Origin of the sequence: Brevibacillus brevis NBRC 100599, assembly GCF_000010165.1 — a bacterium.
Taxonomy (GTDB): domain Bacteria; phylum Bacillota; class Bacilli; order Brevibacillales; family Brevibacillaceae; genus Brevibacillus; species Brevibacillus brevis_D.
Map to the genome: position 1 here is coordinate 422,524 of NC_012491.1, position 16,017 is coordinate 438,540.

Here is a 16,017-nt window from a genome sequence, read left to right on the forward strand (position 1 = left end):
TACGTTTTGTGTTGACTCTGGATATTTCGATGCGTTATGATAACCATCAAATCGTAATAATTACGTTTTGAGAAAACTGAAAAGGAGAACCTAGCATGAACATGATTGAAAAGAAAATCCCTGTCACAGTCCTGAGCGGGTACTTGGGAGCGGGCAAAACAACGATACTGAACCATGTCCTGAACAATCGGGATGGGCTACGAGTCGCCGTGATCGTTAACGACTTGAGCGAAGTAAATGTAGACGCTTCTCTTATTATTTCGGGTAGTGGTCTTTCACGCGTGGATGAAAAGGTCGTAGAGCTGTCGAATGGCTGCATTTGCTGCACCTTGCGAGAGGATTTGCTGACGGAGGTAGAGCGTCTGGCTTTGGAAGGACGGTATGATTACATACTGATTGAATCGACGGGAGTAGGCGAGCCGGTTCCTGTCGCCCAGACTTTCACATACGTAGACGAAGAAAATGGCATCAATTTATCGTCCCTATGCCGCTTGGACACGATGGTGACCGTAGTAGATGCGTACCGCTTTTGGCATGACTTTTCGTCCGGCGAAAACCTTTTGGACAGAGGGCAGGCAGTTGGTGAAGAGGATATTCGTGAGGTAGCGGATCTGTTGATCGACCAGATTGAATTCTGTGATGTGTTGATTCTGAACAAATGTGATCGCGTTGCTCCAGATGATTTAATCCAGCTGGAAGCGATTCTGCGCAAGCTACAGCCACATGCTCGCTTCATCCGTGCTGTTCGTGGACAGGTGGACCCGCAAGCAATTTTGAATACCCATCTGTTCGATTTCGAGACTGCCAGTCAATCAGCGGGATGGCTTGCTGAGCTCCAGAAGGAAGTGCATACACCTGAGACGGACGAGTACGGAATTTCCTCCTTCGTGTATCGCAGTCGCAGGCCGTTTCATCCAGCCCGTTTCGAAAAGTGGTTGGAGGATTGGCCAGAGGAGATTGTACGTGCCAAAGGATTTTTCTGGTTGGCGACACGAAATGACGTGGCGATGACACTCAGTCAGGCGGGGCCATCCATCGAAATCGGAACGGCAGGCTATTGGACAGCGGCGTTATCGGCAGAAGAGCAACAAGCCATTCTGGTAGAAGAGCCGGATTGGCAGCAAACATGGCATCCCGTACATGGGGATCGAACCACAGAGCTCGTGTTTATCGGAATTGATCTGAGCCAGGAGCAAATCGTGAAGCATCTCGATGCATGTCTCCTGACCGATGAGGAATACGAGGCAGACTGGAGTAACTTGCCCGATCCACTCCCAACAGCAGATGCTGTTATCGAGACGACCTTGTAAACAAAAAAGAGGAGGCTGACATCCATGCGTGTGAACATTACTCTGCAATGCACCGAAACCGGAGATCGCAACTATATCACATCCAAAAACAAACGGAATCATCCCGAGCGATTGGAACTGAAAAAGTACTCCCCGCGACTAAAGCGCTATACCCTTCATAGGGAAACAAAGTAATTCAAAAGATACGGTTAACAGAATGCTGGAGCGGGATAGTAGCAATCCGCATAACCTGCTCGGCTGTCTGCTCCAAAAGCGAGGCAGCTTCGAGCATCGATTGATCCAGCGTCATCGGTTTGTTGGTGATGCTGACAACGGCAGAAACGCCTTTTTCATAAAGGGTGTCGATGCCATTTCCAATGGAGCCAGCGAGGACGATGACGGGAATGCCGTATCGTTGCGCGACTTGGGCGACTCCACATGGCGTCTTTCCTTGGGCAGTCTGGAAGTCGACTTGGCCCTCGCCTGTGATCACAAGATTGGCTTTGTCCATGGCTTCAGCGAGTCCGGTTGTCTCAATCACAATTTCAATACCGGAACGCAGCTGACCATTTAGAAAAGCGAGAAGGGCACCAGCGACACCACCCGCAGCACCCGTTCCAGGCAGATCGTGAATGGCGATGCCGCGGGTCTTTTCAATCAAGTCAGCGAAATGGCGCAAATAATCATCCAATTGCAGCACCATTTCGGGTGTAGCTCCTTTTTGCGGGCCAAAAACGTGAGAAGCGCCATTGGGTCCAACAAAAGGATTGGTGACATCACATGCGATGACGAAGTGACAGTCAGTCAGCCGCTTATCAACCTGACTGGTATCAATACGGCTCAGTCGTGATAATTCCCCCCCTCCAAAAGAGAGTGGCTGATCGTTTTGATCGAGAAGCACATATCCGAGGGCTTGGAGCATACCAGCGCCTCCATCATTGGTAGCACTGCCACCCAGTCCCAGAATGAACTTGCGGCAGCCTTGATCCAGTCCAGCCGTAATCAACTGACCAAAGCCATAGGTCGTCGTGACAAACGGGTCGCGATCTGCGGCAGAAATCAAGTAAAGGCCAGATGCAGCAGCCATTTCGATCACACAGGTTACACCGTCACCCAAAATACCGAATTCAGCAGAAATGTCCTCTCCAAGCGGGTTTTTTACGGTGGCGGTCAGTATTCTGCCATCTGTGGCATCGACCAGGCATTGAATAGTACCTTCGCCGCCGTCAGCCATCGGTTTCACGATGAGTTCACTTTGCGGGAGTGCGCGTTGAATCCCTGAGCGAATAGCTTCGCCCACCTGTTTGGCAGTCAGGCTGCCTTTAAAGGAATCCGGAGCGATTACAATTTTCATGACGGTGTTCCTCCTATCAGGTAGGGTGTTTTTACCATAATAAAAAAGACTGTCTCCCGCGTCTATGGCGAGAAACAGTCTTGGTTGTGTTAGGCGTTCTTTTTCAATGCCATTTCTTCTGGCTGTGTCGTTTTCGAGAAGAACCATTTCATCATTGGTGGAGTGACGATAGTGGTTAAGAGTACGACGACAATCAGGACGGCAAACATGTCTTGCGTGAGCAAATTGTTCTCCAAACCAATGGCGGCGATAATGAGTGCCACTTCTCCACGCGATACCATGGCAGCACCAATGGCCATTGAGTTTTTCCATGGGAAGCCTGTGATTTTTGCACCAAAAGCACCACCGATGAGCTTGGAGACAATCGCGATGACGCTCAAGAGCACAATCAATCCGAGATTTTCCAAGATGCCAGAGAACTGTGCCGTTACCCCGATCGAGGTGAAGAAGACTGGCACGAAAACCGCGTAGCTGATAGTTTCGACCTTGTGCGTTACTTCTGTCTTGTAATTGGTTAAGCTGATGGCTACACCGGCGATGTAGGAACCGATGATGGCGGCAACCCCTGTGTATTCAGCAAAATAAGCGAACAGGAAACAGATAATGAGTGCTGCGGAAATGACCGATTCTGTAACCTGCAACGGAGCAAATTTTTTCAAAACCCAAGGGACAACCTTCCAGGAAAGAGCGATGACGATGGCAAAAAACGCGACCTTTTTCAATACCACCATGCCGAGATTTACGTCCCCGCCAGCAAAGCTCATCAAGAAAGCGAGCGCGAGGATGACCAAAACGTCATCAATGACAGCAGCTCCCATGATCGTTGCGCCTTCTCTTGATTTTAGCTTGCCCAATTCCTTCAACGTTTGTACGGAAATACTCACACTGGTAGCAGAGAGCAGCAGGCCCAGGAAGATCGCTTCAATATTGGAGAGACCAATCGCAATCCCGGCACCATAACCGAGTGCAAGTGGCATGACAATTCCTGCGATCCCTACGCTGGTTGAAGACTTGGCAGTGCGTTTGAACTCATCAATATCGGTCTCCAAGCCTGCGATAAACATGAGAAGGATAACCCCGATTTGACTAATTTCCTTGAGGATTTCTGTGTCTGTGACTAGCCCGAGAACGGTAGGACCTAGAACGATACCGATGAGCAGTTTCCCCAAAACGGATGGCTGTCCCAGCCGTACGCTGATATCACCAGCGATTTTGGAGGCAATCAAAATGACAGCCAGCTGAAAAATAAGCATGTGGTTTCCCCCTTTTTACAAAATAAAAAAGAGCCCGCAATCACAGCTTTCTTTTTGTCGGCTAAAAAAAGACAAAAAGAACCCTATGATGACAGGCTCCTCCAGTTGCGAATCAAATATTCACTTATCGTACACAAATATTATAACAAAGCCAGCAGAAAAAGTAAACACTTGGTGACAAATGCTCCTCAGCGTGTGAAGATAGAGCAAAAACTGGAGGAGGAACAGACATGGCGAAAATCAGCAAAGAGAATGCAGAGCATTATCATTGGGGAGATCAATGTGATGGCTGGCATCTGGTCAAAGGCCAAGAGCTCAGCGTCATTCATGAGCGGATGCCAGGAAATACAGCAGAAGTTCGCCATTATCACGAGAGGTCGCGACAGTTTTTCTTCGTGCTGTCAGGACAGGCTATGCTCGAAGTGGATGGCGTTCGTAATGTGATCAACAGGCAGGAAGGGGTAGAAGTGCCTCCGGGAGTCAAACACCAGATGAAAAACGAGGGAGCAGAGGATGTGGAATTTCTTGTGATCTCGCAGCCGACAACAAGAGGAGACCGCATCCAGGAAAATTAAAGAAAGCCTGACCGTCAAAGGATGCGGTCAGGCTTTTGTATGTGTCATGCTTATTTGAAATTGGTAAAATCGGATACTTGCGCGAAGAAATCTGCCAATGCATGTATTCCTTCGAATGTTTGGTAAGCAAAAATAGGCAGACCCACAATAAACAACAAAGCTTCTCCGATATATTTGGCGATCATATGATCAACCTCCTTTTGGATGTTCGTTACGCTACGCGATCCAAAACAAAGGAACCATATGTATCCATTTCGCTGTCTGTATGCTGCATGCGCCTGAATAAGCGAAGGCGCTGCGGTTGCCTTGCCGCCATTGGATAAGTCTCAACCAACAATGTGTTAATAGGAGGTCGGTACATATCCGTGACGTTCTGAGGTAGAGCCCGGTTTTGCAGGCAACACTGTCTGAGACAAAAAGCAGAAGTGAAGCATCCTACAAAAATCGCGACCAAGGCGAAGAAATCTTCCAGCGAAAACAGCAATAACAGCATATCTTCCATGGCGATTCTCCTCCTTTCGTATTCCTCATTCTACTCTTGTTCACAAAATCGTGCAATCTTAAAAATTTATGAGAGCGAATACATTGACAAACTACCAACTATTTCAATTTGTTAATCGATAGGTTGACACGGTAGTTCCCAAAAGGAAGCAAGGCATCTAAAAAATGATTGAGGGCCTCTTGATCTTGAACATGTACCACCATGGAATAGCAGCCTTCTCCGCTAATGCGATGTGCTTGGACGATCTCGCTGCGACTTTTTATAAAACGCGTGAAGAGAGAATGATCGGTAGTGGTCATGAACATAGTGACCAGAGCAGTGAGGAAAGGGGCAATTTTAGCTTCATCAATGAGCGTCGTGTAGCCTTGAATAATCCCTTGCTGCTCCATCCGTCTAATGCGGTTGCCCACGGCTTGACCGCTTAGATGGACCTGTTCGCCGATGTCCTTCCACTGCAAGCGGCTGTTTTTGCGTAGCAAGGCAAGGATGGAGAGATCAATTTGGTCTAGCATGCGTAACTCCTTTCACGGCGAAAGTGGGAAGCCAGCAATCGTTTCGCGGCAACCGTTCACGGCCTTATACAATAAACGTACATCCATTATAGCGATAACGAGGAAAGGAAGAAATGATATGCAGATTCAGCTTGTACGACATGCTACCTTGCGTGTGGAATATGCAGGGCAGACATTTTTGGTCGATCCGATGTTTAGCTCCAAGGGCGAATTGCCAGCCGTACCAAATACGCCGAATCAGCGCCCGAATCCAGGAGTAGAATTGCCCATATCCGTGGAGGAAGTACTCGCTGGCGTGGACGCCGTCTTGGTGACGCATACCCATTTTGATCATCTCGATGAAGCGGCCATCCGACTTCTCCCGAAGCATTTGCCTGTATTTTGCCAGCCACCTGATCGAGAAAAGCTGGTGCAGCATGGCCTCGAACAAGTCATTGCCATCGAAGAGGCGTATACATGGCAAGGTATTCACCTGCATCGGACAGGTGGTCAACACGGAACAGGGGAAATTGGACAGCAAATGGGGCAAGTATCTGGCTTCGTTCTACAGCGAGCTGGTGAGCAGACGCTGTATGTGGCGGGGGATACGATTTGGTGTGAGGAAGTGGAACAGGCCATCGCTGAATATCGTCCGGATACGATCGTTGTTTTCGCAGGTGCGGCCCGGTTCTTGACGGGAGACCCGATCACGATGACGAAGGAGGATATCGTCCATGTCGCAAATGCCGTACCCGACAGCCGAATTCTCGTTGCCCACATGGAGACGTGGAACCATTGCTTGCTCAGCCGCCGGGAATTGAATGAATGTTTGCAGGAAAAACAGCTGTCTGGACGTGTACATGTTCCGCAGGATGGCGAAATCATCTCTTTTCAATGACGAACCGAATCGTAATAAAAAACAAAAGCTCCGCAGGCTATAGCGGGGCTTTTGACGTTGTCGAAAAAAAGGCTTAACCATCATTTGACAAACAAAAATGAACGTAATAAACTATTTTTACGTAAATGATTAATGTCATGAGGTGTTGTTGTGGCGCACGAACAACTGGAAACATATGTAGTCGAGAAGCCGGAACAGGCGATGGCGCTATTGAACCCGCTCCGTGCCGAGATTTTAAGCCGTTTGGCAGAGCCTGCTTCAGCAGCAGAAGTAGCGCGTGGTATCAATGAAATCCCGCAGCGTGTCAATTATCACTTGAAGGCCTTGGAAAAGGTTGGATTGGTTAGGCGGGTAGGGAGTCGACAGGTGCGCAATCTCGTCGAGGTGCTTTATTTGGCGATTGCGCGGACGTATGTGCTCTCGGAAGGACTGAACTGGGGCAATGATACCGTTCAGCAAATGAAGGATCAAGGGTCGCTGTCTCATCTGGTCCAGACAGCAGAACGAATCAAGCGGGATGCCATGCTCTTGCTGGAGCGCTCCGATCAAGAGGTGGAGGTTCCGAGCGCCTCACTGAATGCGAGCATTCAGCTAGCCAGTGCGGAACAGCGCAGTGCTTTTGTAGAGGAATACGTCCAACTGGTGAATCAGCTTGTGGCGAAGTATCAGCCAAAAGAAAAAGGACAAGAGACGTATCAGGTCGTTCTTGCGGTTTATCCAAAACAAGGAGGAGACGAGGCATGAAGGCACACGTTGTGGAGTCAAACAAGTCCAAACCCGTAATCGTTTGGGAAAATCGTATCCAGCCACAATCTGATCAGGTCATTGCCATGCCGAGCCGAAACGGAAATGGAGTTGTGGTCGAAAGAGAAGCTGCTGTTCAGACATGGTCAGTGGGTCCGGCGAGTAATCCGGCAGTGGTGACGCAGGTTTCATCTGGATTTAACAAAAAATCAATGGCGGTTCCACAAGCAACCAGCATGCGAATGGCAGCGTAAAAAGTTGAGCGTAAACAAACGAAGGAGGGTTTTTCATGAATCTCATTCCGGTAGTAGTCGAGCAAACGAGTTATGGAGAGAGGTCCTATGACATTTACTCCCGGTTGTTGAAGGATCGCATCATTTTTCTCGGAAGTGCCATCGATGATCAGGTAGCCAATGCAGTCGTAGCTCAGTTGCTGTTCCTAGCAGCAGAGGACCCGAAAAAAGACATTCACTTATATATCAATTCGCCCGGAGGCTCTGTCACAGCAGGGATGGCGATTATCGATACGATGAAGTTTGTGGCACCTGATGTGTCCACGATCTGCACTGGAATGGCAGCGTCTATGGGCGCGATGCTTCTCGTAGCAGGAGCGCCCGGCAAACGGTACGCGCTGCCCAATGCAGAAGTCATGCTCCACCAGCCGTGGGGAGGCAGTCAAGGACAGGCGAGCGATATTAAGATCGCAGCAGATCGTATCATGCGACATCGCCACATGCTGTATACGATCATCTCGGAGCGGACGGGAAAAACAGTCGAGCAAATCGAAAAAGATGCAGACCGCGACTATTTCCTTACCGCCGCAGAGGCGCTTGAATACGGCTTGATTGATAAAGTGATCGAAAAATTATAGAGATGGGGATAGAGGGTAAAGTGGCTTTTAAGCTTGGAGTTTAGCGTACCGAATGTTTGAACCGTCAGGGATTTTTCCTGACGTTTTTTTCTGCATACGAACGTGTTTAAAGGATTAAGTTTTACCGACTTGTTCTAGGAAGTTGTTCAATTGCTCCATAGCGTTGTTAACATTCATAAAAAAGATATCGATATCCGTAACGGTATACTTTTCAAGTAATTTCTCAGGTTTCGTAATTAATGTGTATAGATTTATACCTGTCTCATCCTGCTCTTGCTCAGGGTATACATAGATGAGTAGATCGTCAATTCGCTCTCTTAGCTCAATGATTTCATTTGCGGTGAGTTTTGCAGCTATATGTTCTTCTGTCAACAAATCATTAAGCTGCCTTGTGAGTTGGGTCAATTTGCGATTCGCGTCAAATAATTTTGCGATGGTTTGCTCGTTGTAGTGTTTTGCAAGGTAGAGCGAGATGATATTTTCTACACTTTCATAAATTTTCATCCTGCTATTTCCTTGTTTATACCCATTAACATACATTTGAAGTGATTCTAATGTGATTTCTTTTCCATTGGCATTACCTAAAAAATCACTGATAGATCCTACGTATCTATAGTTATTAAATACATTTTCTGAGTAGGTGTATGCAAGCATGCGGATTTCATCTTCACTGATGTCGGCTGCATCCTTATTGCATCCGGAGGTCACCAACACTAGCATCAAGGATAGCATGATTAGTATCTTTTTCATGATTTGTCGCCTCCTAAAAATAAAAAGATGACAAAGAGCATCAATTTTCTGACCAGTTTAACACCTTCATTTTAACATCACTTTGCCCCGATATTTGCCAGCCCGTCAGGATTTTTCCTGGCGGTCTTTTGTTTGCACATCAAAGTGTTTAAAGGAAAGAGGAGCCGGGTATGAACAAGAGTATCAGATGACGGGAGGCACATCTTGTGAAAATCAGAACAAAAATCATCCTGGCTTTTGGTGTCATATTGGCAGTCATGTTCGGTTCAGGTACGTATATGCACCTGCAAATGCTAGCAATGAAGGCATCCTACACCCAGATTATCGAAGAGGAAAAATTATTGACGGATCTGCGTGAAATGCAGTTTATCATGACAGGTCGAAATAATGACGAAAGAGCCTACTTGTTAACAGGCGATGAAGAATTTCGGAAGGAATTGAAGGGAAAGGCAGCAAAGGTGGACAGCTTGTTTGCCAAAATGAACAGTACTCTAGAGTCTTCTCACCATCGTGAAAAAATGGAGGAGGCAATGGGACTGTACAAGTCCTTTCTGGAGTCGAGTGATAAAGCGGTAGAGGCACAGGATAATGGGCTACATAAAGAAGCTATCGCGCATCATTTCGGCCAGGAGCGGCAATCGAGAATAACACTGGATTCGGTTGTGAGTGGACTGGTCGAAGAGGTGCGTAATGAAATCGAAGTAGATAGACAGGAGCTGGAGGAGAACGAAGGAATTTCGGCTATGATCCAGTTGTTTTTTAATGCAGTGGGAATTCTCGTCGCGATTGTGGTCGGCGGTTTTCTAATTCGATCGATTGTGGCACCGCTGCATCGGGTGAACAAACAGCTACATGAGATCGCTGATGGAAAAGGAGATTTGACGCAAGAGTTGACCGTCTTTTCCAAAGACGAGATTGGACAGTTGGCAGGCTCATTCAACCGGATGCTAGCCAATTTACGAGAGCTGATTTCTCAGGTTCGTGGACATGCCCAACAGGTTGCAGCCGCGGCTGAACAATTGACAGCGAGCTCGAAGCAAACGAGCCAAGCTACAGAACAGATCGCCATCACGATCCAGGAAATGACGGAAGGAACGGACAGACAATCCCAAAACGTAGAAGAGAGTCAGCAAGAAGTCGAGGAAATATCCGCAGGAATTGAAAAAATTGCGGAACGTGCCCAAAGCGTGTCTGCTGCGGCTGCCAGTACCTCAGAGCTGGCGACAGAGGGGGATCGAACCATCCAGCAGTCGGTTTCCCAGATGAACGGGATCGGAGAAACGATGGAGAATTTGACTGCACTGGTAGGTGGCTTGGGAAAACGCTCCGAGCAAATCGGTCAAATCGTCGAAGTCATTACGCAAATTTCAGGTCAGACGAATCTATTGGCATTGAATGCCGCCATCGAAGCGGCGAGGGCTGGCGAACATGGCAGAGGCTTTGCTGTCGTGGCGGATGAAGTACGAAAGCTGGCAGAGCAGGCATCTGCATCAGCACAAGAAATCTCCCAACTGGTAGCGTCGATCCAGATGGAGACGACCAACGCAGTCCTCACGATGGAAAAAGGCTCTCAAGAAGTAGCAGATGGGATGGGTGGCGTCGCAAGAGCAGGAGAAGCGTTCTCTCAAATTCGCGATGCTGTTGTAGGCGTGACGAATGAAATTCAAGAGGTATCGATTGCTGCACATACTCTTACGGAAAGTACAGGCAAGGTCGGACAATCGATGCAGATGATCGCGACTGTCGCGCAATCGGCAGTCTCTCACTCGGTGGAAGTCTCGTCAGCTACAGAAGAACAGCTTGCTTCGATGGAGGAAATCTACGCCTCGGCGGCATCACTTGCGAGCCTCGCGGATGATTTGGAAAAACTGATAGGCCATTTCAAGGTATAAAGCTTCGTCACAGGATACACCCCTTAGAATCGACAGAAAGATTCTGAGGGGTGTTTTTTCGTTTACGCCAATTTCCACAAAGCCAATCTTCGATACACGAGAAAAACCACGAGATTCACTGCTTAGCTTGGCGAAAGTGGGGGATGAAGCTGCTCTGGGAAGTAAGGGCTTTGTTGCTTTTTGAGTTAAATTTCTCGATATTTTTATAGAACATATGTTCTTATTGTGGTAAACTCTTCCTGTGTGGAGGTCATCGCCATACTCTGTAATCGTGGAAGATGAGTCTGTCACAGCGCCTCTAGTTGCGCTATGATAAGGCTTACGCGTTAAAAGGCGGAGGGGAAAGTATGAAACGATTCCGATTTGATCAGCAAGTAGGCAAAATAATTGATCGCTATAATTCCGTCCAGGCGACGATTTCTCGTGTCATGCGCACACCTGATTCCGTTTCAATAGGATGTATCCATTTGGAGGCAGGCGGGATTGTCGGTTATCATCCGGCGACTTGCCCTCAGCTTTTTCTCGTGGTGAATGGTGAAGGCTGGGTACGCGGTGAAGGTACAGAGCGTATCCCGATCCAGAGTGGTCAGGCGGCATTCTGGATCACAGGTGAAGGGCACGAATCAGGCAGTGAAACCGGAATGACTGCCATTGTGATCGAAGGAGATGGGCTCGATCCGGAGAGCTTCATGTCCTTGTTGGAGACATAACGCTTGTATGTATGATGGTACTGGTTTGCCATTCCACCAACCGTACATAAGCTCCCAAGACTCCCCAAGAAAGACGGTGTGAAAGGCAAATGACATGGAAAACACATATGGTACTCGGTGCCATTGCAGGCTACTGTGCCTATCCTTCGTGGAAGGGTAGTGTCATTGGTGCAACGATGGCACTTGTACCCGATATCGATCAAGCAAATAGCAAGCTCGGAAACTTGATGGGACCTTTGTCCAAAATGCTGCAAAAAGGATTCGGTCATCGTACGGTGACACATTCATGGGTGATTTTATTCCTTCCGTTCCTGCTGTTCGGCGATTCTTTGGCTGCCATGGCAGCGCTTTGGGGGATTTTGTCCCATCTGGTCAGTGATATGTTGGTGGGACGCATTCAGTTATTGTGGCCGTTGCGAGTGGGATGGCTCGGCATTCCGGTGTCCAAGTCGATGTATCGGACTGTGGATCGGATCGTTTTCTATGTAGCGATTGTGTATATCGTAATCAAGGGTTATCAGTAAGAAGAAGGACATGGAGAAAGGACCTCCCATCTAGAGGTCCCTCTCTTTCATATATTTGTAATATTCAGCACGGTTTGTGGTTTTAATAAAAAAGCTGACACCGGTTTTGACCGATGCCAGCTTGCTAGTAATGATTATAAGCGGATTCTTCTTATCACGAAACAATTAAGGCCCCATGAACTGTTGCACGAGCTCAGCATGTTCATTCATGAACTTATCTGCGTTTTGCATGACTTCTTGTTGCGCTTCCATCATTTGTTGGTCAGACACTGTAACGAAATTGATGGAGTTGTCAGCAGTCATAGCTGGAATTTCCAGTGCTTTGCCGAATTCTGCTTTGGACTTCAGCTTGAAGCTAAAGCCTTTTGGCATATCCGGAGTAGGGTTCGAGAAGTTCACTTTTACCGTGCCGTCAGAATCTACACCATTGTCCGTCTTCGTTTCGTTCACAGTAACATTACCGGTCAGAGCAACAGGGTTAGAGGAGTATTCGTCTGCCGCTACGAGTGCAAAGTCATACTTTCCGGTTGTTTTCTTGTCTTGCTTAGTTGTATCGAAAGTAGTCGAGAGGTCCAGAATTGGCTGGTCGGTCTCCTTCATCAGGATGCTGAACTTGCCCTTTGTCTTGTCTTTTTCTTTTGTCGCTCTGTAGGTGAAAGACATTTCGCCATTTTGCTGATCAGACAGGTTGTGCAGGGAGTAACGGTAGTACGTTTCTGCGCCTTTATCGTAAGAAACACTGTTGTAGACCAATTGATCTTTTTTCCCTTTGTCGTCGACCAAGAGTTTGCGGGACAAGATTTGATGATCGCTATTCACAAGCACGACCATCTTCAATTGCTCAGTTGATTTGGCGTTTGTATCTTCTGTATCCTTGATGATGTCATCGAAGGCTTGCTCGTAATCCTTCTTGAATTCTTCTTTGCTGATTTCTTCTACTTTGTAGCCACTGTCGAGCATCAGTGTAGCCACATTGTGGTAGCGGCTGTAGATCAGGTCAAACAGCTTCTGGTCTGCTTTTGCTTTCTCGGCAATTTGCTTCGTCAGAGCCGCGCCTTCTTGGGCGTTAAAGGTAACAGTGATCTCTCGTGCATCTTCCTTGAGACCTTCTTCAGAGAAAGAAACGTCTTTTTTGATGCTTACCTGGCTGTCTTTGATGCTGTCAGCATACAGCAAGGCATATGGAGTCATGACTGTTTTGAGTTCATCTTGGTTAAAATTGATCGCTTCATTTAAATCGCTATAGCGTACGAAGCGCTTTGGCAGTTCCTCGCCGCCCAGCTTTTGCTTAAGTGCATCGCGATCTTTCAGGTCCATATAAGCGTATTTAGAGTAAAACTCCGGTAGCTTGAAGCCCATAACAGAATCATTCATGAAGTACTCTAGAGAAGCCAGCTTTTTATCTTGTAGGTGAACTTCCAGGTTCCCCGATTGTTGATTTTTCTGTTCATCGATGTTGCTTTGCATCACGATCTTCGCTTTGCCCAGCATGTCGAGAATTTTTTGCGCCTGTGGGTCTGGGATGGTTGCATCTAGGGCAATGTCACTCAACTCAGTGGTGGAGTGAACTGGTTTTTCCAAGTACGGCTTCATGTAGTCTTGGTATTCCCCGTAAGCTTTGGATACGTCGCTAGAAAACTTCATCATGCTCTCCGCTTCCGCTTGCAGGTAAATCGTTTTTGCACTCTTAAACAAGTCGTACTTTGCATAGGCTGTTCCTAAACCACCCAGCACAACGACAGCCGCTGCCCCCGCGATCAGCCATGCTTTTTTCTTGCTTTTGCGCGGTGGGTTCACGTTTGTTGCAGTTTCCATCTTTTCTCTCCCCTTTTGTTCTCTCTCTTTGGTGAGTCCAATGTGCGTAATGATTTTGCGCACTCGATTTTGTATTGTACCATAAGGGGGAAAAAGGAGAACGATTTCCAGTAAATTTCTTCAAAAATGAGGAAGAAAGACCCAAAAAGTTGCATTCTTCCTACTTTTGTATGCATATAGAACACAGAAAAAGCGACAGCAGGGGGGAGATCACGTGGATTTTCGCGTGCTGCAAACGTTTATGGTCGCGGCCACGACAGAAAATTTTCACCAGACAGCAGAAGCGTTGTTCATTGCGCAGCCTACTGTCAGCCAGCATATACGTCAATTGGAAAAGGAATTGGGGATCAAGCTGTTTGAACGGGTTGGCAAACGCGTTCGGTTAACGGCTGCGGGCAAACGCTACTTGCCACATGCAAAAGGACTTCTTCAACAGTGGCATAGCAGTATGGAGGACTTGCAGGCTTGGAGACAGGGCTATCGGGAGAAGCTGCAACTGGCTGTTTCCCCGATTATTGCCCGTGCTCGTTTTTCCCATTTGCTGCACCGTTACACCAAGCTCTGTCCCGATGTAGATATCTCGATTAAAATTGTCGACTCCGTGGAAATTGGCCCACTGGTGCAAAATGGACAGGCTGATCTGGGCCTGACCCGGATGGTGCCAGGGGAATTCCAGTTGTCTACTTATCTTTTGTACGAAGATCCTATTGTCTTTGCAGTCCCTCACAGCGGCGGAGATATGGAGGCGCCCTTGCCTGATTGGGAGCAAGAGGTGCAAGCGAACCGTCTGCTGACCCATAATCACCCGGGCTATTGGGATGAGTTGCTGTTGCTTTTGCGTCAGAGGGGGCTTTCCTTGCGTACGATGGCTGTTTCGCAGGTAGACATTACAAAGCGATTCATCGAGGATGGGTTGGGTGTTTCCTTTTTGCCTCGGACGGCTGTCGATCGGGATTTGTTTGAAAACCGTTTTATTGAACTACCCACACCAGGCCTTGTTTTGCCGAAGGTCGCTTCTTATTTGCTGGTACCTAAAGCAGGAATTAGCGAGCCAGCGCAGCATTTTATGGAAATCTTGCATTCCTTGTATCCACCGATGCCGCTTGTTCAGCCGGGTGGACGGACATAGAAGATAACAAGCCTGTAAGGTAGAGGTAAGGTGAATCAATAGTTTTGATGAGTATATGTATGCTACACTGAACCCTGCTTAAAGACAGCAGGAGGGAATGACGAATATGCAGGCGGAACCAATCACACAGAAGGATCGGATTTATTCTATTGATATTGTAAGGGGATTGGCATTGTTCGGGATTTTGCTAGTGAACTTGCCTAGCTTTATCATGTATTCGGAAGACGTTCGTATGCCAATAGAGGCAGGGATCGATGCATGGATTCGCTTGAGCTATGATTTATTCATTCAAACGAAGTTTTTCGGGATTTTTTCGTTTCTGTTTGGCTTGGGTTTTTACATTTTCATGTCACGGGCTGAACAACGTGGACAAAAAGTATTTCGTCTCTTCAGCAGACGGTTGTTCGCGATGTTTTTCATTGGTGTGATTCACGTTATTTTGTGGTTTGGAGATATTTTGACGGTGTATGCGCTTCTCGGCTTTTTACTGATGCCTTTTTATCGAAGAAAGTCTTCTACGATTCTAGCATGGGCAGCCAGTCTGGGAGGAGTGTACATGCTCACTCAAGGCGTGGCACTTGTACAGACGCTTAATGGTCAAGAAGTATATCCATTTGTAGCATCACTCCAGACGACACTGATACCGATCTTTGTGATGTTCCTGTTTGGTTTGTACGCGGGAAAACGCGGTTTCATTGCTCAAATTCGCGAGCATAAACCGTTGTTAAAACGAATCGCTACTACAACTCTGGCAATCAGTCTTCCAATCGCAGCAGGGATTGTGTGCGCGAGCGGTGTCGTCTTTGGTTCAAAGCTTGAACAAGTGAATAAAATATTGGTTGACCTGAGTACACTGCCTATGGCGCTGTGCTTGATAGCCAGCTTGTTTCTGTTGCTGGATCGAGAGTCGGCAAGGAAGGTTCTCCAGCCATTTGCCTACACAGGACAAATGGGGTTAACGACTTATTTGGGTCAGACAGTCATCATGACCATTCTGATTCCTTTGTTCGGTATTACGGCCATGCCGCTCTCTTCTTGGCTTTTGCTCGCGCTTCCGATCTATGCGTTTCAATTACTCGCAAGCTGGTTGTGGCTGAAGCGTTTTAATCGAGGTCCGATGGAAAAGCTGTGGCGCTTCCTGACGTACGGACGTAAAAAGAAGGCAGTTCCAGCTCCTGCTAACTGATTGTAAAACGTGATCAAAAATCCGGTTTTCTTTT

19 protein-coding genes are annotated in these 16,017 nt (G+C 47.5%); 12 read left to right on the top strand and 7 right to left on the bottom strand.

The annotated features are described in order from the left end of the window. The first annotated feature begins 95 nt into the window (after nucleotides 1-95). Together BBR47_RS02350 and rpmG are read left to right on the top strand one after the other, a co-directional pair. A complete protein-coding gene (locus BBR47_RS02350) occupies nucleotides 96-1,310 on the top strand; it encodes a GTP-binding protein (protein ID WP_012684161.1) in 1,215 nt (404 codons plus the stop codon). A 24-nt stretch (nucleotides 1,311-1,334) separates the two neighbouring features. Beyond that, nucleotides 1,335-1,484: a 50S ribosomal protein L33 gene (gene rpmG, locus BBR47_RS02355; RefSeq protein WP_012684162.1), complete on the top strand. Its 150-nt coding sequence runs from the start codon at nucleotides 1,335-1,337 to the stop codon at nucleotides 1,482-1,484. 1 nt (nucleotide 1,485) lies between these two features. On the opposite strand, the gene BBR47_RS02360 is transcribed toward rpmG, so the two are convergent. Continuing rightward, complete coding sequence (locus BBR47_RS02360) at nucleotides 1,486-2,643, bottom strand: glycerate kinase (protein WP_012684163.1); 1,158 nt, start codon at nucleotides 2,641-2,643, stop codon at nucleotides 1,486-1,488. An 89-nt stretch (nucleotides 2,644-2,732) separates the two neighbouring features. Beyond that, nucleotides 2,733-3,896, bottom strand: a complete 1,164-nt coding sequence (locus tag BBR47_RS02365; RefSeq protein ID WP_012684164.1) for a cation:proton antiporter — start codon at nucleotides 3,894-3,896, stop codon at nucleotides 2,733-2,735. A gap of 230 nt (nucleotides 3,897-4,126) precedes the next feature. Here BBR47_RS02365 and BBR47_RS02370 point away from each other — a divergent pair, with 230 nt between their 5' ends. Then, nucleotides 4,127-4,471 carry a cupin domain-containing protein gene (locus BBR47_RS02370; protein WP_012684165.1) on the top strand — a complete coding sequence of 115 codons (345 nt, stop codon included), beginning with the start codon at nucleotides 4,127-4,129 and terminating at the stop codon, nucleotides 4,469-4,471. Between the two features lie 50 nt (nucleotides 4,472-4,521). Here BBR47_RS02370 and BBR47_RS31760 read toward each other — a convergent pair whose 3' ends face one another. The 3 genes from BBR47_RS31760 to BBR47_RS02380 form a co-directional block, all read right to left on the bottom strand. After that, on the bottom strand, nucleotides 4,522-4,656 hold the full coding sequence (locus tag BBR47_RS31760; RefSeq protein WP_012684166.1) for a hypothetical protein: 135 nt from the start codon (nucleotides 4,654-4,656) through the stop codon (nucleotides 4,522-4,524). Nucleotides 4,657-4,682: 26 nt separating this feature from the next. Beyond that, entirely contained in the window at nucleotides 4,683-4,973 is a 291-nt protein-coding gene (locus BBR47_RS02375) for a hypothetical protein (RefSeq protein ID WP_012684167.1), read from the bottom strand. A 98-nt stretch (nucleotides 4,974-5,071) separates the two neighbouring features. After that, entirely contained in the window at nucleotides 5,072-5,485 is a 414-nt protein-coding gene (locus tag BBR47_RS02380) for an Lrp/AsnC family transcriptional regulator (protein ID WP_012684168.1), read from the bottom strand. A gap of 118 nt (nucleotides 5,486-5,603) precedes the next feature. On the opposite strand from BBR47_RS02380, the gene BBR47_RS02385 reads away from it, so the two are divergent. The 4 genes from BBR47_RS02385 (at nucleotide 5,604) to clpP (ending at nucleotide 7,977) form a co-directional block, all read left to right on the top strand. Beyond that, nucleotides 5,604-6,362: an MBL fold metallo-hydrolase gene (locus BBR47_RS02385; RefSeq protein ID WP_012684169.1), complete on the top strand. Its 759-nt coding sequence runs from the start codon at nucleotides 5,604-5,606 to the stop codon at nucleotides 6,360-6,362. 150 nt (nucleotides 6,363-6,512) lie between these two features. Beyond that, the gene (locus BBR47_RS02390; protein ID WP_007726169.1) at nucleotides 6,513-7,106 is read left to right on the top strand and encodes a winged helix-turn-helix domain-containing protein; all 594 of its coding nucleotides are present in this window, start codon (nucleotides 6,513-6,515) and stop codon (nucleotides 7,104-7,106) included. Beyond that, nucleotides 7,103-7,360 carry a hypothetical protein gene (locus BBR47_RS02395; protein WP_012684170.1) on the top strand — a complete coding sequence of 86 codons (258 nt, stop codon included), beginning with the start codon at nucleotides 7,103-7,105 and terminating at the stop codon, nucleotides 7,358-7,360. The genes BBR47_RS02390 and BBR47_RS02395 overlap by 4 nt, the downstream gene beginning before the upstream one ends. A gap of 35 nt (nucleotides 7,361-7,395) precedes the next feature. Beyond that, entirely contained in the window at nucleotides 7,396-7,977 is a 582-nt protein-coding gene (clpP, locus tag BBR47_RS02400; RefSeq protein ID WP_012684171.1) for an ATP-dependent Clp endopeptidase proteolytic subunit ClpP, read from the top strand. A gap of 114 nt (nucleotides 7,978-8,091) precedes the next feature. Here the strand turns inward: clpP and BBR47_RS02405 are convergent, their stop codons facing one another. Next, nucleotides 8,092-8,727: a hypothetical protein gene (locus BBR47_RS02405; RefSeq protein WP_012684172.1), complete on the bottom strand. Its 636-nt coding sequence runs from the start codon at nucleotides 8,725-8,727 to the stop codon at nucleotides 8,092-8,094. A 206-nt stretch (nucleotides 8,728-8,933) separates the two neighbouring features. Here BBR47_RS02405 and BBR47_RS02410 point away from each other — a divergent pair, with 206 nt between their 5' ends. The 3 genes from BBR47_RS02410 (at nucleotide 8,934) to BBR47_RS02420 (ending at nucleotide 11,853) form a co-directional block, all read left to right on the top strand. Then, nucleotides 8,934-10,619 carry a methyl-accepting chemotaxis protein gene (locus tag BBR47_RS02410; RefSeq protein WP_012684173.1) on the top strand — a complete coding sequence of 562 codons (1,686 nt, stop codon included), beginning with the start codon at nucleotides 8,934-8,936 and terminating at the stop codon, nucleotides 10,617-10,619. 347 nt (nucleotides 10,620-10,966) lie between these two features. After that, the gene (locus tag BBR47_RS02415) at nucleotides 10,967-11,329 is read left to right on the top strand and encodes a hypothetical protein (RefSeq protein ID WP_012684174.1); all 363 of its coding nucleotides are present in this window, start codon (nucleotides 10,967-10,969) and stop codon (nucleotides 11,327-11,329) included. 89 nt (nucleotides 11,330-11,418) lie between these two features. Next, entirely contained in the window at nucleotides 11,419-11,853 is a 435-nt protein-coding gene (locus tag BBR47_RS02420) for a metal-dependent hydrolase (protein ID WP_012684175.1), read from the top strand. 165 nt (nucleotides 11,854-12,018) lie between these two features. On the opposite strand, the gene BBR47_RS02425 is transcribed toward BBR47_RS02420, so the two are convergent. Then, complete coding sequence (locus BBR47_RS02425) at nucleotides 12,019-13,668, bottom strand: DUF6583 family protein (protein WP_012684176.1); 1,650 nt, start codon at nucleotides 13,666-13,668, stop codon at nucleotides 12,019-12,021. A 214-nt stretch (nucleotides 13,669-13,882) separates the two neighbouring features. Between BBR47_RS02425 and BBR47_RS02430 the strand changes: the two genes are divergently transcribed. Beyond that, entirely contained in the window at nucleotides 13,883-14,797 is a 915-nt protein-coding gene (locus tag BBR47_RS02430) for a LysR family transcriptional regulator (protein ID WP_012684177.1), read from the top strand. 97 nt (nucleotides 14,798-14,894) lie between these two features. Further along, on the top strand, nucleotides 14,895-15,983 hold the full coding sequence (locus BBR47_RS02435; protein ID WP_231850546.1) for a DUF418 domain-containing protein: 1,089 nt from the start codon (nucleotides 14,895-14,897) through the stop codon (nucleotides 15,981-15,983). The last annotated feature ends 34 nt before the right edge of the window (nucleotides 15,984-16,017 follow it).